General features: G+C 59.3%; 18 protein-coding genes and 2 pseudogenes. 13 read left to right on the top strand and 7 right to left on the bottom strand.

What is annotated here, in order from left to right; genetic code table 11:
- Positions 1–78 precede the first annotated feature (78 nt).
- The 4 genes from PSH79_RS16295 to PSH79_RS16280 all read left to right on the top strand — a co-directional run bounded on the left by PSH79_RS16295 (position 79) and on the right by PSH79_RS16280 (position 4,772).
- Positions 79–1,569 (top strand): aldehyde dehydrogenase, encoded by a 1,491-nt coding sequence (locus PSH79_RS16295; protein ID WP_305438420.1) that lies wholly within the window; start codon positions 79–81, stop codon positions 1,567–1,569.
- A gap of 52 nt (positions 1,570–1,621) precedes the next feature.
- Positions 1,622–2,905 (top strand): FAD-binding oxidoreductase, encoded by a 1,284-nt coding sequence (locus PSH79_RS16290; protein ID WP_305438419.1) that lies wholly within the window; start codon positions 1,622–1,624, stop codon positions 2,903–2,905.
- A 496-nt stretch (positions 2,906–3,401) separates the two neighbouring features.
- Complete coding sequence (locus PSH79_RS16285; protein WP_042558757.1) at positions 3,402–3,950, top strand: cupin domain-containing protein; 549 nt, start codon at positions 3,402–3,404, stop codon at positions 3,948–3,950.
- Positions 3,951–4,031: 81 nt separating this feature from the next.
- On the top strand, positions 4,032–4,772 hold the full coding sequence (locus tag PSH79_RS16280) for a hypothetical protein (RefSeq protein ID WP_305438418.1): 741 nt from the start codon (positions 4,032–4,034) through the stop codon (positions 4,770–4,772).
- A gap of 83 nt (positions 4,773–4,855) precedes the next feature.
- Here PSH79_RS16280 and PSH79_RS16275 read toward each other — a convergent pair.
- A pseudogene (locus tag PSH79_RS16275) lies at positions 4,856–5,020 on the bottom strand (fructose-bisphosphate aldolase); the annotation flags it as partial.
- 341 nt (positions 5,021–5,361) lie between these two features.
- Here PSH79_RS16275 and PSH79_RS16270 point away from each other — a divergent pair.
- Both PSH79_RS16270 and PSH79_RS16265 read left to right on the top strand, forming a co-directional pair.
- The gene (locus PSH79_RS16270; protein WP_305438417.1) at positions 5,362–5,775 is read left to right on the top strand and encodes a hypothetical protein; all 414 of its coding nucleotides are present in this window, start codon (positions 5,362–5,364) and stop codon (positions 5,773–5,775) included.
- 73 nt (positions 5,776–5,848) lie between these two features.
- The gene (locus PSH79_RS16265) at positions 5,849–6,262 is read left to right on the top strand and encodes a hypothetical protein (RefSeq protein ID WP_305438416.1); all 414 of its coding nucleotides are present in this window, start codon (positions 5,849–5,851) and stop codon (positions 6,260–6,262) included.
- A gap of 112 nt (positions 6,263–6,374) precedes the next feature.
- Here PSH79_RS16265 and PSH79_RS16260 read toward each other — a convergent pair whose 3' ends face one another.
- Positions 6,375–6,806: a hypothetical protein gene (locus PSH79_RS16260; RefSeq protein ID WP_016987694.1), complete on the bottom strand. Its 432-nt coding sequence runs from the start codon at positions 6,804–6,806 to the stop codon at positions 6,375–6,377.
- Between the two features lie 164 nt (positions 6,807–6,970).
- Here PSH79_RS16260 and PSH79_RS16255 point away from each other — a divergent pair, with 164 nt between their 5' ends.
- From PSH79_RS16255 to PSH79_RS16240, 4 genes are all read left to right on the top strand, one after another.
- On the top strand, positions 6,971–7,360 hold the full coding sequence (locus tag PSH79_RS16255; protein WP_305438415.1) for a hypothetical protein: 390 nt from the start codon (positions 6,971–6,973) through the stop codon (positions 7,358–7,360).
- A 15-nt stretch (positions 7,361–7,375) separates the two neighbouring features.
- On the top strand, positions 7,376–7,798 hold the full coding sequence (locus tag PSH79_RS16250) for an HD domain-containing protein (RefSeq protein ID WP_305438414.1): 423 nt from the start codon (positions 7,376–7,378) through the stop codon (positions 7,796–7,798).
- A gap of 141 nt (positions 7,799–7,939) precedes the next feature.
- Complete coding sequence (locus PSH79_RS16245) at positions 7,940–8,956, top strand: AbrB family transcriptional regulator (protein WP_305438413.1); 1,017 nt, start codon at positions 7,940–7,942, stop codon at positions 8,954–8,956.
- Between the two features lie 87 nt (positions 8,957–9,043).
- Complete coding sequence (locus PSH79_RS16240; protein WP_305438412.1) at positions 9,044–9,490, top strand: YMGG-like glycine zipper-containing protein; 447 nt, start codon at positions 9,044–9,046, stop codon at positions 9,488–9,490.
- Here the strand turns inward: PSH79_RS16240 and PSH79_RS16235 are convergent.
- The 3 genes from PSH79_RS16235 to PSH79_RS16225 are packed head-to-tail and all read right to left on the bottom strand — an operon-like array spanning position 9,475 to position 13,160.
- Positions 9,475–10,500: a DUF2955 domain-containing protein gene (locus PSH79_RS16235; RefSeq protein ID WP_305438411.1), complete on the bottom strand. Its 1,026-nt coding sequence runs from the start codon at positions 10,498–10,500 to the stop codon at positions 9,475–9,477. The genes PSH79_RS16240 and PSH79_RS16235 overlap by 16 nt on opposite strands.
- Entirely contained in the window at positions 10,490–11,614 is a 1,125-nt protein-coding gene (locus PSH79_RS16230; RefSeq protein ID WP_305438410.1) for an HlyD family secretion protein, read from the bottom strand. Before PSH79_RS16230 ends, PSH79_RS16235 begins: the two co-directional genes overlap by 11 nt.
- Positions 11,607–13,160, bottom strand: coding sequence for an efflux transporter outer membrane subunit (locus tag PSH79_RS16225; RefSeq protein WP_305438408.1), 1,554 nt, complete (start codon positions 13,158–13,160; stop codon positions 11,607–11,609). The genes PSH79_RS16230 and PSH79_RS16225 overlap by 8 nt, the downstream gene beginning before the upstream one ends.
- A gap of 121 nt (positions 13,161–13,281) precedes the next feature.
- Between PSH79_RS16225 and PSH79_RS16220 the strand changes: the two genes are divergently transcribed.
- Positions 13,282–13,803: a transporter suffix domain-containing protein gene (locus PSH79_RS16220; protein WP_305438407.1), complete on the top strand. Its 522-nt coding sequence runs from the start codon at positions 13,282–13,284 to the stop codon at positions 13,801–13,803.
- 87 nt (positions 13,804–13,890) lie between these two features.
- Here the strand turns inward: PSH79_RS16220 and PSH79_RS16215 are convergent, their stop codons facing one another.
- Positions 13,891–14,070, bottom strand: coding sequence for a hypothetical protein (locus PSH79_RS16215; RefSeq protein WP_370872683.1), 180 nt, complete (start codon positions 14,068–14,070; stop codon positions 13,891–13,893).
- Between PSH79_RS16215 and PSH79_RS16210 the strand changes: the two are divergent.
- A pseudogene (locus PSH79_RS16210) lies at positions 14,065–14,655 on the top strand (LysR substrate-binding domain-containing protein); the annotation flags it as partial. The gene PSH79_RS16215 and the pseudogene PSH79_RS16210 sit on opposite strands and share 6 nt — an antisense overlap.
- 253 nt (positions 14,656–14,908) lie before the next feature.
- On the top strand, positions 14,909–15,694 hold the full coding sequence (locus tag PSH79_RS16205; RefSeq protein WP_305438406.1) for a DeoR/GlpR family DNA-binding transcription regulator: 786 nt from the start codon (positions 14,909–14,911) through the stop codon (positions 15,692–15,694).
- A 103-nt stretch (positions 15,695–15,797) separates the two neighbouring features.
- Here PSH79_RS16205 and PSH79_RS16200 read toward each other — a convergent pair whose 3' ends face one another.
- The gene (locus PSH79_RS16200; RefSeq protein ID WP_305438405.1) at positions 15,798–17,081 is read right to left on the bottom strand and encodes an FAD-binding oxidoreductase; all 1,284 of its coding nucleotides are present in this window, start codon (positions 17,079–17,081) and stop codon (positions 15,798–15,800) included.
- Between the last annotated feature and the right edge of the window lie 60 nt (positions 17,082–17,141).

Raw genomic sequence — 17,141 nt, 5'->3', positions numbered from 1 at the left:
CCTACAGGGCATCGGGTTACCAGATTTTGATCGGCGGCGTTCGTCCGCTGCTCACCACCCCCTCGTCGAGCCATAACAATGACCAAAACCCGCAACGACTGGGAACAACGCTTCCAGTCCCTGACCCTCGAATCCCGCGCGTTCATCAACGGTGAATACCGCCCGGCGATCAGCGGCGACACCTTCGAATGCCTGAGCCCCGTCGACGGCCGTTTCCTCGCCTCCGTGGCCAGCACCGACGAAGCCGATGCCAACCTTGCCGTGGAAGTCGCGCGCCAGTCTTTCGAGTCCGGCGTGTGGGCGAAAAAAGCCCCGGCCGAGCGCAAGCGCATCCTGATCCGCTTCGCTGATCTGATCCTGCAACACCAGGAAGAACTGGCGCTGCTCGAAACCCTCGACATGGGCAAACCGATCAGCGATTCCATGAGCATCGACATCCCGGCGACCGCCAACGCGATCCGCTGGAGCGCCGAAGCCATCGACAAGATCTACGACGAAGTCGCTGCAACACCGCACGACCAACTCGGTCTGGTCACCCGCGAGCCTTCCGGCGTTGTCGCAGCCATCGTGCCGTGGAACTTCCCGCTGATCATGGCCAGCTGGAAATTCGCGCCAGCGCTGGCTGCCGGCAACTCGTTCATTCTCAAACCTTCGGAAAAGTCGCCACTGACCGCGATCCGCATCGCGCAGTTGGCGTTGGATGCCGGCATTCCAAAAGGCGTGTTCAACGTCCTGCCAGGCTTCGGTCACACCGTCGGCAAAGCATTGGCGTTGCACATGGACGTCGACGTGCTGGCCTTCACCGGCTCCACGGCGATTGCCAAGCAACTGATGATTTATGCCGGGCAAAGCAACATGAAACGCGTCTGGCTCGAGGCAGGCGGCAAGAGCCCTAACGTGGTGTTCGCCGACGCACCGGACTTGCGCGCGGCAGCCCAAGCGGCGGCCGGCGCCATTGCCTTCAACCAGGGCGAAGTGTGCACCGCTGGCTCGCGCCTGCTGGTCGAGCGTTCGATCCGCGAGCAATTCATTCCGCTGCTGGTGGAAGCGCTGCAAGCGTGGAAGCCGGGACATGCCCTCGACCCGGCCACCACCGTCGGCGCCGTGGTCGATCAGCGTCAACTCGACAACGTGCTGCGCTACATCAGCATCGGCCGCGAGCAGGGCGCCGAGCTGATTGCTGGCGGCCAACGCACTCTCGAAGAAACCGGTGGCCTTTATGTGCAGCCAGCGATCTTCGACGGCGTGACCAACGCCATGACCATCGCCCAGGAAGAGATCTTTGGCCCGGTGCTGTCGCTGATCACCTTCGACACCGCTGAAGAAGCACTGCAAATCGCCAACGACAGCATCTTCGGCCTCGCCGCCGGCGTCTGGACCAGCAACTTGAGCAAGGCGCACAGCTTCGCTCGCGGTTTGCGCGCCGGCAGCGTGTGGGTCAACCAATACGACGGCGGCGACATGACCGCACCGTTCGGTGGTTTCAAACAGTCGGGCAACGGGCGCGACAAATCGCTGCACGCGTTCGACAAGTACACCGAGCTGAAAGCGACCTGGATCAAGCTCTGATTTTTCTAAAGCGGTGGTCGCCTTCAATGGGCGACCCTCGGAGAACAATAAAATGAAACAACAACACGTAAACAGCTACTACGCCGCCACCCGCAACGAAGTCATCGACTTCTCGATTCTGGAAGAAGCGGTGGACTGCGATGTCTGCATTATCGGCGCCGGCTACACCGGCCTGTCCTCGGCGCTGTTCCTGACTGAAGCCGGCTATAAAGTGACGGTGCTGGAAGCGGCGAAAGTCGGCTACGGCGCCAGCGGTCGCAATGGCGGTCAACTGGTCAACTCCTACAGCCGCGACGTTGATGTGATCGAAGAGCGCTACGGTGACAAGACGGCGGAAATCCTCGGCAGCATGATCTTCGAAGGCGCCGACATCATTCGTTCGCGCATCAAGGACTACGACATCCAATGCGACTACCGCCCGGGCGGCATCTTCGCAGCGATGAACAAGAAACAACTGAATGGCCTGGCCGAGCAGAAGAAAAACTGGGAACGCTACGGTAACCGCAATCTGAAGATGCTCGATGCGGCCGACATTCGTCGTGAAGTCGGCTCCGACGCCTACGTCGGTGGTCTGCTGGACTTGCAGGGCGGTCACGTTCACCCGTTGAACCTGGCCCTCGGTGAAGCCGCCGCCATCACGCGTCTGGGCGGCAAGATCTACGAGCAATCCGCCGCCGTGGAAATCACCTACGGCGAGCCAAATGTCGTGCGCACCGCCAAAGGCCTGGTGCGCGCCAAGTACCTGCTGATCGCCGGCAACGCTTATCTGCCGCAAGGCCTCGACAACCGCGTGACCGCGAAAAGCATGCCGTGCGGCTCGCAAATCGTCGTCACCGAACCGTTGACCGAGAAACAGGCACGCAGCCTGATCACCAACAACTACTGCGTCGAAGACTGCAACTATCTGTTGGATTACTACCGCCTCACCGCCGACAACCGTCTGCTCTACGGCGGTGGCGTGGTCTACGGCGCGCGCGAACCGGACGACATCGAACAACTGATCCGCCCGAAGATCCTCAAGACCTTCCCGCAGCTCAAAGACGTGAAAATCGATTACCGCTGGACCGGCAACTTCCTGCTGACCATGTCACGCATGCCGCAATTCGGCCGCATCGAGAAAAACGCCTACTACATGCAAGGCTACAGCGGCCACGGCGTCACCTGCTCGCACCTGGCCGGCAAACTGATCTCGGAAATGATCCGCGGCGATGCCGAACGCTTCAACGCCTTCGCCTCCCTGCCACACATGCCAATGCTCGGCGGCCGCACCTTCTCGGCGCCACTTACAGCCCTCGGCGCCGTCTACTACTCCCTGCGCGACCGCTTCGGCCTCTAGGTTACCTCCCCGGCGGCGGCCCAAGACCCCGCCGGTTTTTTACCTGATACAGCAATGTTCAAAATGTGGGAGCTGGCCTGCCAGCGATGGCACCTGTAAAGACGCCATAACTCCCACTGACACACCAATGATCAAAATGTAGGAGTGAGCCTGCTCGCGATGAGGCCAGCCCAGCCACCATCCTTCCCACAAAAACACCACGTACCCTGTGGGAGCTGGCTTGCCAGCGATAGCGGCCTTTCAGCAAAAGGGATGTTGAATATGCCACCTCATCGCCGGCAAGCCAGCTCCTGCAGGTTTTGTGTTCAGCCCAGAATTACCACCGGCAGGCTCATTTCCCCCACCGTCCATCGAACCTGCTGAGCAACACCACCAAACGTGATTTAATAGCCGCCTTTCACGGTTCCGGGACACGGGAGCAACGTGATCCGCGCGTCCTGCGCGTCACCCGCCACCCACCCCCATTACCCTTAAGTACTCTTCACATAAGGCAGTCATGGATACGGGTTCTCGACTCAAACTAGTACGCGAAAGCTACAAACTCTCCCAGCGCGAGCTGGCCCGGCGTAGCGGCGTGACCAATGCCACCATCTCCCTGATCGAACAGAATCGCGTCAGCCCCTCCGTCAGCTCACTGAAAAAGCTGCTCGAAGGCATCCCGATGTCCTTGGCCGACTTCTTCACTTTCGACCAGCCCCCGCGCGAGCATCAATACGTCTTCAGGGCTAATGAGCAGCCCGACCTCGGCCGCCATGGCCTGCGCCTGCTGCTGATCGGCGCCTCCGTGCCGAGCCGGCAGATGCGTTTGCTGCGCGAGCAATACGCACCGGGCGCGAGCTCCGGGGAAGAGCCGATTGTTCACTCGGAAGGTGAGGAGTGTGGGCTTGTTACGCGGGGGACTGTCGAGTTGACCGTGGATGGGTCGGTGAGTGTTTTGAATGCGGGGGATGGGTATTACTTTCCTACGACGTTGCCGCATAAGTTCAGGAATATCGGGGCGGATGAGGCTGAGATTATTAGTGCGAATACGCCGGCGAATTTTTAGAGACTTTTCTCGAAATTGCAGGATTTGAAAGTTTGATCGGATAAAAAACTGTTCAATTTGTTTGGTAGGACGTGATAGTGAATGGAAAGCAAAAATTCAGATCGGATGAAAAGTGATAAGTGCTATTACTGTCTGGAGCCGAAAAAGGGAGTTGAGCACGTGCCACCTAAGTGCTTTTTTCCGCAGGAAGGAAAAAAGAACTACCGGAATAATCTAATCACCGTTCCTTCTTGCGATGTTCATAATTCGAATAAGTCAACAGATGATCAGTATATGTTTCTGTTGTTTAATGTAATTTCGAACTTCAATGATGATCCAACAGCTCGTAAGTGGTTGGTTGACAAGGGGGTGGCGACGATTTTACGTAGGAGCCATATTCTGACTACCCTTACGGACGATCTGCGGATCATGGATGGAAAACTCGTATATCGTAATGCTTCAAAAGAGGTGGTCCTCAAGCCCGACTATTCACGCATTGGCGGTTTTTTTTCTGCAATGGCAAGGGCTATTTTCTTTAAAGAGAATTCGGAATCCTGGGGTGGCGGGGTGTTTGTTATTCCGTTATTTTTGGTCAGGGTTATGCTGAATAACACTGTTTCTTTCAATAAGTTATTATTGGATATAAGTCGGTACAACTCGAGCAAGGGGCAAAATAAAGACGTTTTTAGCTATACGTTTTCCTCTGGCGAAGGGTTTGACGGCAAATTATTGCATATGTTTTTTTATGGGGAGTTTGAGGCTGTATGCTTTTTTCTGCCAGACGCCGCTCGTGAAGGTGTTTTGTCAAAGTTTAAAGATGTTCCAGGTGCTTTGTGGGTGTGAAAGAAAAGGGGTGATAGATTCAACTAGCTCAATTGATTCAGTCACCCTGGCACACTATTTCTGAGGCGCTAAGAGCGTTCTGCTCAAATATCAAACCCCCACTGCTCAATCATCCGAAACATATCACTCACATCCTGCACCATGATTCTGGCGATGTTGGTGACGATGTTGGTGACGGTGTTGATGTCGTGTTCGGTGTAGTCGGACAGGGTGGTGCGGGCGATGACGTCGATGTATTTGAGGACGGCGATTGTCGGCACCCACAATCGATCTGTAGGGCGCAAACGAGGGCGCTTACTCCCGCTCGGCGACGCAGTCGTAATTCGGGGCGGGCGGCGTGCCTGGAGAAATTGATTCGCCGGGGTTGGGTCTGCTTCGCAACCCATCGGGGATGAATCCCCTCGCCACAAGGGGTGTTTTCCTACGCGTTGTTCAGACTTCAAATTCGGTCGAATCTCAGATCAGGGCTTTGCATCCCGTTTGGAACTTTCCTTAAAACCGATGTCAATTTGATGGCGTGTCGCGACGCTCATTTTGAACGGATCAAGCAGTGCCAGGCTGATTCCTGGTAAGCCCAAGGAAGTGTGAGATGAAGCTGATTCTTGCCATGTTGTTGATGTTCAGCGGTTACGCGTCTGCCAGTTGTTCCAGTATCGGTGACCATGACAAACGCAGCTATTGCCAAGCCACGCAGGAGGGCAGTAGCTGTTCTTCCATCGGCGATCATGATCTGCGTTCGGCGTGCGAAGCGGAGAAAGGCAGTTCGTGCTCAAGCATCGGCGATCATGACCAGCGCTCCTATTGCGAGGCCAGGAAAGGCAGCAGTTGTTCGTCCATCGGCGATCATGACCTGCGCTCGGCCTGCGAAGCGGAGAAAGGCAGTTCGTGTTCAAGCATCGGTGATCATGACCAGCGTTCCTTTTGTGAAGCGAAGAAGGGCAGTAGCTGCTCGAGCATTGGCGATTCGGATCTGCGCAGTCAGTGCGAGGCCATGAAGCGTTGATGTGTCGCGACGTTCATTTTGAACGGATCAAGCAGTGCCAGGCTGTTTCCTGGTAAGCCCAAGGAAGTGTGAGATGAAGCTGATTCTTGCGATGTTGTTGATGTTCAGCGGTTACGTTTCCGCCAGTTGTGCCAGCATCAGTGATCCTGACAAACGCAATTATTGCCAGGCCACGCAGGAAGGCAGCAGCTGTTATTCCATTGGCGATTACGATTTACGCACGGCCTGCGAAGCGGAGAAGGGTGGTTCATGCGCAAGTATCGAGGATCGTAACCAGCGCGCCTATTGCGACGCCAAGAAGGGCAGTAGTTGTTATTCCATCGACAACTACGATTTGCGTACGGCCTGCGAAGCGGAGAGAGGCGGTTCATGCGCGGGTATCGGGGATCGTGACCAGCGCGCCTTCTGTGAAGCGAAGCAGGGCAGTAGCTGTGCGAGCATCGGCGATTGGGATCTGCGCAATCAGTGTGAAGCCATGAAGCGCTGATTGAGGGCTGCTCCGCAGCCCAGCGGGAGCAAGCTCCCTCGCCACAGTGGATGTGTTGATGCACGAAAAAGGGACACCCAGCGGTGTCCCTTTTTATGTGCGCAAACAACCATTACTTCGCCTTCCAATGCCCACCGCCACTCTCACAATCTATCTTCGCCTGCCCTAGATTCTCCGCTCCGTAGTAATACGTGGTCACCTGCGCGCCATCCGGAATATTCAACGCCTTGGCGTTCTTGTCCTTGCTGGTGGAGTGCGGGTTGGCCAGGGATTCCTGGGTGAGGGTGGCGATGCAGGTGGCTTGATAGTGGTCGTCGCACTGTTGGACCTTTTTCTTGACGGCGTTGACCATGTCTTTGCTTTCGTTGCTGCACGACCAATCGATGGAATTGACGGGCATGCCTTCGTATTCGTAGCAGCTGTGGCCGGAAACGGTAGGCACGGAGGCGCTGGAGGAGCGGGTTTCGACGTCGCAGCCTTCGGCCATGACGCAGGTGGGGATGACGCAGAACGTGGCGAGCAGAAGCAGGAATCGAATGTTCATCGGGCTTTCCTCTTCAAGGGCGCCGGTTCTGATCAATGATCGGGCGCTTATGGTTTCGAGGTTGCGTAGGAGAAGGAGGTTCCATCAGGTTTTTGATTTGCGCTGTTCGCGTAGACTGCGAAACAATCGGACACATCTAGCGCCCAAGGATTGGAATATTGCCCATGATTGAGATCGGCAGTCGCAACAACGCCCCCACGTCGCAGCACCCAACCCATGACGTCTACATTTTCAACATCGACCTGTCCCGAGCGGCCACGCCTTTCTGTTTCGAACAGTCGACGGCCGGAGGGCATGGTGGGCAGGGCGGTGCGCGATGGTTGGCGCTGGACGAACTGGAAGCCTGGCCCGGTGAGTGGCGTGAGCATTTGAAGAAATCTGGCTGTGCCTGGGTCGCTGAGTTGATCGATGCGCATCCTGGTGTGGATCAAGCGACATTGGTGTCGATGATTCTCAAGCGTCACACCGAGCCAGCGAAGCCAGTCGGTCGCTTCAGGGCCATTGTCGCTTGGCTCAAACGCAATATCCACGTTGGCGGCCGGTATGGCGTTTAACCCGAGGAAACCCCAATGACTCAAACACTGGAACGCGCCATTGCCATTGCCGCCACTGCGCACGCAGGGCAGGTGGACAAGGGCGGGGCGCCGTACATTCTGCATCCGCTGAAAGTGATGTTGCGCATGTCCACGCTGGAGGAGCGCATCGTCGCGGTGCTGCACGACGTGGTCGAGGATTGCGATATCAGCCTTGATGATTTGCGCAAGGAAGGCTTCAGCGAAGAGGTGCTGACGGCCATTGCATCGGTGACCAAAGTACCGGGCGAGTCTTACGAGGATTTCGTTGAGCGCGCGGCGCAGAACCCGATCGGCCGGGTGGTAAAACTGGCGGATCTGGAAGAGAACAGCGATCTTTCACGGATCGCCTCGCCGAGTTGGGAAGACTTGGAACGGATCGAGAAGTATCGGCGCGCGATTGGACGGTTGCGCTCATAAAAATGGACACGCCCCTGTAGGAGCTGCCGAAGGCTGCGATCTTTTGATCTTGTTTTTTGGATTCAAAGTCAAAAGATCGCAGCCTTCGGCAGCTCCTGCACGGGATCGTGTCGGGTCAGTTGAATTGCCAGGAAGGCGAATATGAAATCGATTCTGTGTTTGTTGGTTGCCGCCGGTTTTGGCGCTGTGCTGCAGTCCCTCGGTGTGCCGCATGGCTTGCTGCTGGGGTCGATCCTGGTCACGGCACTGGTCGTGACGAAATCGGGTTTTGCCCCCGCAACGCCTTATGGCTTGGGCTATATCCAGGTCGCGCTGGGCATCGCCACCGGATTGATGTTCGAAGCGTGGGACAGTGCGACGGCGTCGAGCATGCTTCCAAGCCTCGGCGTATTGCTGTTGTGTCTGACGGTGCAGATTGCCCTGGCCGGCTGGTGGCTGACGCGCGGGGCAGGCTGGAATCGCACCGATGCGCTGTTGGCGGTGTATCCGGGGGCTTTGGCGGCGGTGTTTGATTTGCTTGAGTCGGAGAAGGCGTCGAGCAAAGTCATCATCGTGCACCTGATGCGGTTACTGCTGATCACGGTGCTGGTGAGTTTTTTGATTCCGGGGCAGGTGTCGGTTGCTGCTGTTGAAAGCGATCCGTTGACCACTGGCATGGCGTTGACGGTTTTCTCGGTAATCGGCTTGAGCGTCGTGCTCGGTCGATTGCTGCTGGTGATCGGCGTGCCGGCACCGTTCATGCTCACGGCGATCATCATCACCGCAGTCTTTGTAAAAGCAGGCTGGTTGCACGGTTTTCACATGCCGGACTGGAGCCTGAATCTGGCGGCGCTGATTCTCGGCGTGCGCATCGGCTCGCGGTTTCAGGGATTGGGCGTCAGGGAGTTGGGCCTGCATGGCCGCACGGCACTGGTGTCGGTCGGGTTGATGATCGTGGTGGCGACGGCATTTGCCGAAGTGGCGGCGCGATTGCTCGGCAGCGATCCGTTGTCGCTATGGCTGGCGTACATGCCGGGGGCGATCGAGACGATTGCGATTGTCGCGTTTGCGGGCGGGCTGAATGTGGTGTTTATCCTCACTCACCACTTGGCGCGCATGGTGCTGTTGCATTTTGCGCCGGCGTTGTGGGTGCAGGTGCGACGGGTGCGGGAGGGCTAGGGTCAGGGGCTCTTGATCCTGCGTCTTGAACTACACTCCCTGACTACCCCGCATCACCGCCAACCCCAGGCCCCGTCGGAGGTAATCATGAATCGCCTTACGCCCATCCCGCTATTGATCGCTGTTCTGTGCGCCGCTCAGGCCAGTGCCGAATCCGTCGTCCCGCTCAAAGGCCAGAGTTCGCAACAAACCCAGATCGACATCAACGATTGCCAGTCCATCGCCGCAACCTCCAGCACTTCAGCCCCTCAAGCGGGCGGCCGTTTGAAGGGCGCAGCCGTGGGCGCCGCCGCTGGAGCTGCGGGTGCCGAAATCCGAGGCCGTCAGCATGACGAGTTCTACGAAGGGGCCGACGATGACCGCAAGCAGGATTACCGACAAAACCGTGCACAGCAAACCGCCGCAGCCGGCGCGGTCGTCGGTGGGTCTCGACAGCGCCAGGAGCGTCGCGCGCAGAGCAAAACCGATGCTGCGGCCAGTTCCAGTGCCTACACCGGGTGTCTGCAAGGGCGCGGCTATCAGATCACGCCTTGACGCTGGGGTTTGTGCGCTTCGAGCAGGTGCATCATCAGCGCGCTGTAGAGCGTCACCAGAATGAACAGGCCCATACGAACAGCGAAGGCGCTGTAGACGTCCTTGCCCGCCGCGCTGTCTTGTACCGATTGGCCGAGGAGGATGATCATCGTCACCAAGGTGTTGAGCCAAAAACCGGGGCTGAACGTTGTTGAGCTAAGGCGATAGAGTTTGCGCGCCAGCCACAGCCCGAACAGCAGCGTCCACAGAAAGAACATCCACAGGTGCACGAACAGGCTCAAGCCACACCAGAGCAGCACGGCCAACACGCCAGCGAGCAGGGTCGAACCCAGCAGTTCACGACCCGCGTGATGGGTGTGGGTGGTCGAGCTTTGTTGGCCGAGGCTGACGGCTTTGAGGATGATCGGCATGTAGCTGGCCGGATCGCTCAGGGCTAGCAGAAACGTCGGCAGCACAATCAGCGTGGCGCGCAGGGCTACGCGCGGGACTTCGTCGGCAGGCATGGCGGGCGGCTTGGGTGGGGCAGGGCTGTCGGGCCGTTCCGGAAACAGCGCGTGACTGACACCGACTACCGCGACCGCCAGTAACAGGCCTTTGACGAGGGCGCCGATGACCGCCATCGCCAGATCGAATTCGGCAAATCCGGCGGCGGAGATCATGGTCATGCCGATCACCAGAAACATCACGATCAGCGGGTTGCCACCGCGCAGGCCGAAGCGGAATACCAGAAACAAACCGGTGCCGATCAACAGCACGCCGCTCACCGGGTAGTAGCGCAGCAACGGCACCAGCAACAGGCCGATGCTGGTCGTCAGCGCCGCGACCAGCGCCAACACGATCGCGCCTTTCAGCGGTAAGGGCCGGGGCAGGCTGGCCAGCAGCAACACCGCCAGCACTGGCGAGATAAACGCCAGCGGCAGCGCCAGCGCATAACTGGCGGCGGTGCACAGCGCCGTGCCGAACGCCAGGCGCAAGGCCCGCTGCGCCGGAGCGCTGCGTTCAGTAGGCATACGACAGCCAGCTCATCAGGCCGACAAACAAACGGCCCAACGGATTGAGCGGATTGCCCTCGGTGGGAAAGGCCATGACTTCAGCCTGGCCGCCGGCACGAATCGCGCGGCTGTCGACGAGGCGTTTCTTTGCCTCGTCCGTGAACTCGATGATCACCGGAAAACGTTGCGCCGGGCGCAGCCAGTCGCGGCTGTTCTGAATACTCGGCAGAGTGCCCGGCGGCGGGGTCTGGCCGACGCTGACACCATAGCCGACGCTGCGCACCCGGCCGTCGAGGACTTCGCCGGGCAGGGCATCCAAAACGATCGATACCGGCGTTCCGGGCTGCACGCGGCCGAGGTTGTTTTCGGTGAGGTCGGCACTGATCCACACGTCATGAATGGCGATCAAGGTCATCACAGGGCTGCCGGCAGCAGCGAACTGGCCGACGTCGGTGCGCAGGTCGGTGATCAACCCGGCCGAACGTGCGCCGATGCGGGTGTTGGCCAGATCCAGTTCGGCTTTGGCCAGTGCCGAGGCAGCGCTACGCAGTTGCGCGTTGGTGTCGGTGTTGCCGCCTTCCTGTTCCTGGGCGCGTTGCACTTCGGCGCGGGCGGCGGCGACTTGGGCGACAGCTTGTTCACGGTTGGCCCGCGACACCTCAAGAAGACGTACGGACACCGTGCCGGGATCCTGTTTGTACAAACCTTCGAGGCGTTGATTGTCCTGCCGCGCCTTGAGTTCGTTGGCTTGGGCGGCGCGCAACGAGGCCTGCGCTGAGGCGATGCCGGCGGTGCTGGCGCCGACCTGACGGCGGGTCGATTCCAGATCGGCTTTCGCCCGATCCACGGCGATTTGCAGAGGCTGCGGATCGAGTTCGAAGAGGATGTCACCAGCCTTTACGTCCTGGTTGTTGCGCACGTTGACCCGAATCACCCGACCGGCGACTTCCGCCGCCACCGGAATCACGAACGCACCGACCCGCGCCTGCTGGGTGTAGGGCGTGTAGCGGTCGGCGAGCAGGTACCAGGCCAGGCTCAGTACGATCAGCAACAGCACCCAGCGGATGCCTTTTTTTGCAGGATCGGGCTGGGCAGGCGCGGGGGCCGGGGCGGGTGGCGCGGCGTCAGTCATAACGGGTTACCTGCGATGGGAGGGGATACGCCGGTTGGGCGGGCGGCGCGTTGAGCAAATCGCCCCAATGAGTGCGTTGTTGCATCTGTTGCCGTGTCGGCTCATCGACCTGTGGCGCGGTGCTTTGCCAGCCACCGCCGAGGGCTTTGTACAGGGCGATCAGATTGCTCACGGCGTTGCTGCGGCTGACCAGATAGTTGTCTTGCAATTCGAGCAGGGCGCGTTGCGCGTCGAGCACCCGCTGAAAGTCGGAATAACCTTCGCGGTATTGGGTGTTGGCCAGCACCAGCGAACGCCGCGCTGCGCCTTCGGCCTCGCGCAGAATGCGTTCGCGCTCCAGCGCTTTGCTCAAGCCGCTGGCGGCGTCGTCAGCCTCGCGCGCGGCTTGGCGTACCTTGTCGCGATAGGCTTCGATCAACTGCTGCAAACGCGCGTCCTGCACCCGTATGTTGTTGCGGATGCGGCCGTAATCGAAAATGTTCCAGCGCAAGCTCGGGCCACCAATCAGGTCGAGGCTGCGCGGCGTGGCGCTGAGAGAATCGGTGGACCAGACGATGCTGCCGAGCAAGGTCAGCGACGGATACAGATCGGTTTCGGCGACACCGACCAGCGCCGATTGCGCAGCGACATTCAGTTCTGCCGCGCGTACATCCGGGCGGCGCAGCAGCAGATTGGCCGGCACGTCTTGCAGCACGGCGCGATCCAGCAAGGGAATCAGCCCCGGTTGTTCGGCCAGCAACGCCGCGCCACCGGGCGGCTGGCCGACTAATACCGCCAAAGCGTTGCGGGTGCGCAGGACTTGGTCTTCGAATGCGGGGATGCTGCTGAGCGTGCCGAGGTACTGGGTTTTCGCCTGTTGCAGGTCGAGTTCGGCCGTCTGGCCGCTGTTGAAGAGTTTTTCGGTGATTTCGAAATTGCGCTTCTGCTGGACAGCGTTCTCCCGGGCGACGCGCAGCCGCGCTTCGGTGGTGCGCAGGGAGAAATAGGTGTCGGCGACTTGCGCGCGCAGCAGCACGAGGGCGTCTTCGTAATTGGCCTGCGCGGCGAAGTAGCTGGCGTCGGACGACTCGATGGCACGGCTGAAACGACCCCAGAAATCCAGCTCCCAACCGACATCGAACGCCGCGCTGTGTTGCCAGAAATGCAGATCCTGCGGGTTGTTGCCGCCAGATTGATGGCGATCAACGTACAGGCTATCGACACCGACCTGTTGAAGTTGCGGATAGCGCCCGCTTTCGGCGATGCCCAGTTGTGCGCGGGCTTCGAGTACGCGCAGGCCGGCGATTTTCAGACTGCTATTGTGCGCATCGGCTTCGCTGATCAGGCGATCAAGTACCGGGTCTGCAAACACCTGCCACCACTGGCGCAGATCCGGTTGGTTGGCCCGTGTGCTGGCTTGTTCCAGCGCCGGGCTGTTCCATTGCTTGCTCCACGTCTCGGCGGGAGGCTCAAAGTCCGGCCCCAGACGAACGCAGCCACTGAAACTCAAGGCGCCAAGCAACAACAGGTATCCGGGCCGTGTCAGCAGGGCTGTCGTTGGTGGCATTGCGTTATGTCCCTGACCCGCAAATATCAGTGGAGCATAGACGGCAAATTGCAAATTGTTCGGGCGAATCTGCTGCTACGCTTTGCAGGCATCAGCACCCCACCCAAACAGGTACGAGACCATGGAAACTGCCCAAGATCCGGTGACCCCGGCCCCCGCTGCCACCTGGCGCTTCAAAGTCGGCGTCGGGATCATCTGCCTGATGCTTGGCTCGTGGCTACTGGTGCCGCTGGCCGCGGCCCTCGATGTACCCGGCTCGAAAGTCGCTGCGCTGACCGGCGTGCTGTTCATCAGCAACAAAGTGCTGTTGCTGGTGGTGATCGCGGTGATGGGCAAGGCCGGGTTCGCTGAACTCAAACGCACCATTGGCCGGCATGTCTCGGGGTTGCTGCCGACGCCTGTCGCCGAAGTCTCACCGATGCGGCACCGAGTGGGCGTGGTGATGTTTTGCCTGCCGTTGCTCACCTCATTTCTGGAACCGTATTTCGATAATTTCTGGCCGGGGTTGCGACCCAATTTGTGGCAGTTGCAATTGCTTGGGGATTTGATGTTTGTGGGCAGCTTTTTTGTGCTCGGCGGCAACTTTTGGGACAAGGCTCATGCGTTGTTTGTGCGCAAGGCGCGGGTGGTGGTTGCTGATTAAGATCAAAAGATCGCCGCCTGCGGCAGCTCCTGCATTGGGATTGCGTACCCCCTGTAGGCGCTGCCGCAGGCGGCGATCTTTTTGGGCTTAACGAATGTGTGCGGCGAAACCTTCACTGTCCGGGGCAATGGCATCTTTGAGCGTCAACGCCGGAATCTCGTAATCCCCTGCATTCTGCTGCCGAAACGCAATGGGCCGCGTGCTCCACAACTCATCCAGACGCCGTCCCAGTTCATCAGTCGTCTCGGCATACCGCGCTTCATCCATGTGACCGATTACGGCGAATCCACCGTTCTCCTGCCAGCCCTGAGTGGTTTGCGTGCGCAGGCACCGGGTACTCGACTGGCGGTTATAGACCTGATGCCAGCGCAATTGGTCAAGCAAGCGGAGCAGGGCGTGTTCGATCTGGCGCTGCACATCACCGAAGACGCGCCGCTGGATCTGCATCAACGGGCGCTGTTTACCGAGCGCTATGTGTTGGCCGGTCGTCTCGGCCATCCGCGTTTGAAGGACAAACCGAGCCGCGAGGAATTCTGCGCGCTGGAACACGTGATGGTGTCGCGGGAAGGCGGGGGCTTTTTCGGGGTGACTGACAAGGTGCTGGCCGATAGGGGACTGTCGCGCAAAGTGGTGCTGTCGGTGCCGCACTTTTTGATGGTCATGTCGGTGCTGGCGAGCACCGATCTGGTGGCGATGCTGCCGTCACGGCTGGTGCGCGGTCACCCGGCATTGCAAGTGGTCGAAGCACCGCTGCAGGTGCCGGGCTACGAAATGGCGATGTTCTGGGGCGAGCGACTGCACCGTGATCCCGCGCACAAGTGGTTTCGCGAGCATCTGGCGGCGTCGATTTAACCGTCAGGCGTGACCCAGAGCAATCGCGAAAGACACGACGATCATGCAAGCGAAAGCGAAATTGATATTCATAAGGTGTTCATCCTGAAGCCTGTGGAGAGTGGGGCCATTCTGAACACGCTGAATGCAAAGGAAAAATTCGCCTTGTTGATTCCAATGATCGAAACAATTGATACCCGCCCGTTTGTGTTTGCCCGAGGCTTTCGCTAGTCTCGGCGTAAACCTGCAATTACAAGCACAAACAGGCAGAACCATGCGCGATCATTCGGTCACCGAACTCCCATCCCTGCGTCGGCAGAAGATCCTCTTGATCCTCGAACGTGACGGTAAAGTCATGGCTTCCGAGTTGAGCCAGCATTTCGCCGTGTCCGAAGACACCATCCGCCGCGACCTCGCCGAACTGGATAATGCCGGCCTGGTGCAACGGGTACACGGCGGCGCTTTACCAAGGCCGAAAGACACCGGCAAGGATTACTTCACCCGGATCAGTGAGACCGACGAGGTGAAAACCCGTCTGGCGCAACTCGCCGCCGGGCGGGTGAAGGACGGTCAGATCGTGCTGTTCGATTCCGGCACTACCACCTTGCAGATTGCGCGCTCGTTGCCGACCGACATCAACATTACCGCCGTCACCACTTCGCCGATGACCGCCATCACCCTCGCTGAATACAATGGCATCAAGGTGATTCTGGCGGGCGGGCAGTTGAACCTGGCGACCATGTCGGTCAGCGGTCACGAAACTGTGCGCCTGCTGCAAAGCATCAAGGCTGATCTGCTGTTTACCGGGGTGTGCGCGATTCATCCGGAGGTGGGACTGAGTTCGCTGTATTTCGATGAAGTGCCGGTGAAACAGGCGCTCTTCGAAAGTGCTGCGCAGGTGATCGCAGTGACCACGGCGGACAAGCTGGGCGCGGTTGAGCCGTTTGTGGTGACGCCGTGTACGCGGGTGCATACGCTGATTACCGAGCGGCATCTGGCGTCGGGGAGTGTCGAGGATTACCGGCGGTTGGGAATTGAGGTGGAGCAGTTGCCTGATTGAGATTTTTACTGATGCTGCCGGCCTCTTCGCGAGCAGGCTCGCTCCCACATTGGAGTGCATTTCAAATGTGGGAGCGAGCCTGCTCGCGAAAGGGCCAGTGCAATCAACGCAATTTTTCAAGCATCTGGTAGTACCACATCCCCGCCGCCAATAACGGGTTACCCAGCAAATCCCCCATCGGCACGCGAATGTGCTGGCACGCCGCAAACGTATCGAACTGCTCCATCTGCCCGGTGATCGCCCGGCTCATGATTTCGCCCATGATGTGCGTGGTGGCGATGCCATGCCCGGAGTAACCCTGGCAGTACCAGACGTTGTCCGAGAGTTTGCCCAGTTGCGGAATGCGGTTGATGACAATGCCCATCGCGCAGCTCCACTGGTAATCGATCTGCACGCCTTTGAGCGCCGGGAAGGTCTGCTCGATGCACGGGCGCAGTTCGGCGGCGATGTCGCGTGAATCCTTGCCGCTGTAGTTGGCGCCGCCGCCGAACAGCAAGCGGCCGTCGGCGGTGAGGCGGTAGTAGTCGAGGACGAAACGGCAGTCGTACACCGCCAGATCCTCGGGGTTGATCTGTTTTGCCAGATCGCCCAGCGGCGCGGTGGTGACGATGCCGCCCATGGCCGGGAAGATCTTGCCCTTGAGCTGGCCCGGTTCGAGTTTGTGGTAGACGTCGCCGGCGAGCATTACCTGATTGGCGTCGATCTGGCCGTGGGCGGTTCTGACCCCAGGCGTATCGCCGTGAATGATCTCCAGCACTTCGCTGTTTTCGAAGATCAGCGCACCGAGACTTTCCGCCGCCCGCGCTTCGCCGATGCACAGGTTGAGCGGGTGCAGGTGCATGTTGCGGGTGTTCTTGATCGCGCCGTGGTAGAGGTCGCTTTGCAGCAGGTCGCGCACTTGGCTGCGGTCGAGCAGGCTGACTTCATCACCCAGTCCGCGTCGCACGGCTTCTTCGTAATCGCTGCGCAGACCGGTCATGTGGCTGGGTTTGTACGCAGCGTGCAGATGACCGTGTTTGAGGTCACAGGCGATGCCGTATTTCTCGACGCGCTGTTTGATGATTTCGTGCCCGCGCCAGCGCAGATGCCAGATGAAATCGTCGACCTCATCACCCAGTTTCGGGCGCATCTGTTTGCGCATCGCGCCATCGCCGGAAAGGCTGCCGGTGACCTGGCCGCCATTGCGCCCGGTGGCGCCCCAGCCGATTTTGTTGCTTTCGACGATGGCGACTTTCAGGCCTTTTTCGGCGAGCTCGACAGCGGTGGCGACGCCGGTGAAACCGCCGCCGATGATCACCACATCGACCTTGTGCCGGCCTTGCAGGGTCGGGTAGTCGGTGTCCTGGTTGAGGGTGGCGGTGTAGTAGGAATTGCAGCGTTCAGTCATGTCAGTGTCCACAAATATTCAAGGCTAATCGAGAACCCTGTGGGAGCTGGCTTGCCAGCG

The organism is Pseudomonas sp. FP2196 (assembly GCF_030687715.1).
Lineage (GTDB): Bacteria > Pseudomonadota > Gammaproteobacteria > Pseudomonadales > Pseudomonadaceae > Aquipseudomonas.
Note: the sequence above shows the minus strand (reverse complement) of the source record. Positions and strands in the feature narration are given on the sequence as shown.

Excerpts from the sequence above, each read along its gene's own strand:
- PSH79_RS16295 (WP_305438420.1), top strand. The coding sequence starts at position 79 with ATGACCAAAACCCGCAACGACTGGGAACAACGCTTCCAGTCCCTGACC.
- PSH79_RS16290 (WP_305438419.1), top strand. The coding sequence starts at position 1,622 with ATGAAACAACAACACGTAAACAGCTACTACGCCGCCACCCGCAACGAA.
- PSH79_RS16285 (WP_042558757.1), top strand. The coding sequence starts at position 3,402 with ATGGATACGGGTTCTCGACTCAAACTAGTACGCGAAAGCTACAAACTC.
- PSH79_RS16280 (WP_305438418.1), top strand. The coding sequence starts at position 4,032 with ATGGAAAGCAAAAATTCAGATCGGATGAAAAGTGATAAGTGCTATTAC.
- PSH79_RS16270 (WP_305438417.1), top strand. The coding sequence starts at position 5,362 with ATGAAGCTGATTCTTGCCATGTTGTTGATGTTCAGCGGTTACGCGTCT.
- PSH79_RS16265 (WP_305438416.1), top strand. The coding sequence starts at position 5,849 with ATGAAGCTGATTCTTGCGATGTTGTTGATGTTCAGCGGTTACGTTTCC.
- PSH79_RS16260 (WP_016987694.1), bottom strand. The coding sequence starts at position 6,806 with ATGAACATTCGATTCCTGCTTCTGCTCGCCACGTTCTGCGTCATCCCC.
- PSH79_RS16255 (WP_305438415.1), top strand. The coding sequence starts at position 6,971 with ATGATTGAGATCGGCAGTCGCAACAACGCCCCCACGTCGCAGCACCCA.
- PSH79_RS16250 (WP_305438414.1), top strand. The coding sequence starts at position 7,376 with ATGACTCAAACACTGGAACGCGCCATTGCCATTGCCGCCACTGCGCAC.
- PSH79_RS16245 (WP_305438413.1), top strand. The coding sequence starts at position 7,940 with ATGAAATCGATTCTGTGTTTGTTGGTTGCCGCCGGTTTTGGCGCTGTG.
- PSH79_RS16240 (WP_305438412.1), top strand. The coding sequence starts at position 9,044 with ATGAATCGCCTTACGCCCATCCCGCTATTGATCGCTGTTCTGTGCGCC.
- PSH79_RS16235 (WP_305438411.1), bottom strand. The coding sequence starts at position 10,500 with ATGCCTACTGAACGCAGCGCTCCGGCGCAGCGGGCCTTGCGCCTGGCG.
- PSH79_RS16230 (WP_305438410.1), bottom strand. The coding sequence starts at position 11,614 with ATGACTGACGCCGCGCCACCCGCCCCGGCCCCCGCGCCTGCCCAGCCC.
- PSH79_RS16225 (WP_305438408.1), bottom strand. The coding sequence starts at position 13,160 with ATGCCACCAACGACAGCCCTGCTGACACGGCCCGGATACCTGTTGTTG.
- PSH79_RS16220 (WP_305438407.1), top strand. The coding sequence starts at position 13,282 with ATGGAAACTGCCCAAGATCCGGTGACCCCGGCCCCCGCTGCCACCTGG.
- PSH79_RS16215 (WP_370872683.1), bottom strand. The coding sequence starts at position 14,070 with ATGGATGAAGCGCGGTATGCCGAGACGACTGATGAACTGGGACGGCGT.
- PSH79_RS16205 (WP_305438406.1), top strand. The coding sequence starts at position 14,909 with ATGCGCGATCATTCGGTCACCGAACTCCCATCCCTGCGTCGGCAGAAG.
- PSH79_RS16200 (WP_305438405.1), bottom strand. The coding sequence starts at position 17,081 with ATGACTGAACGCTGCAATTCCTACTACACCGCCACCCTCAACCAGGAC.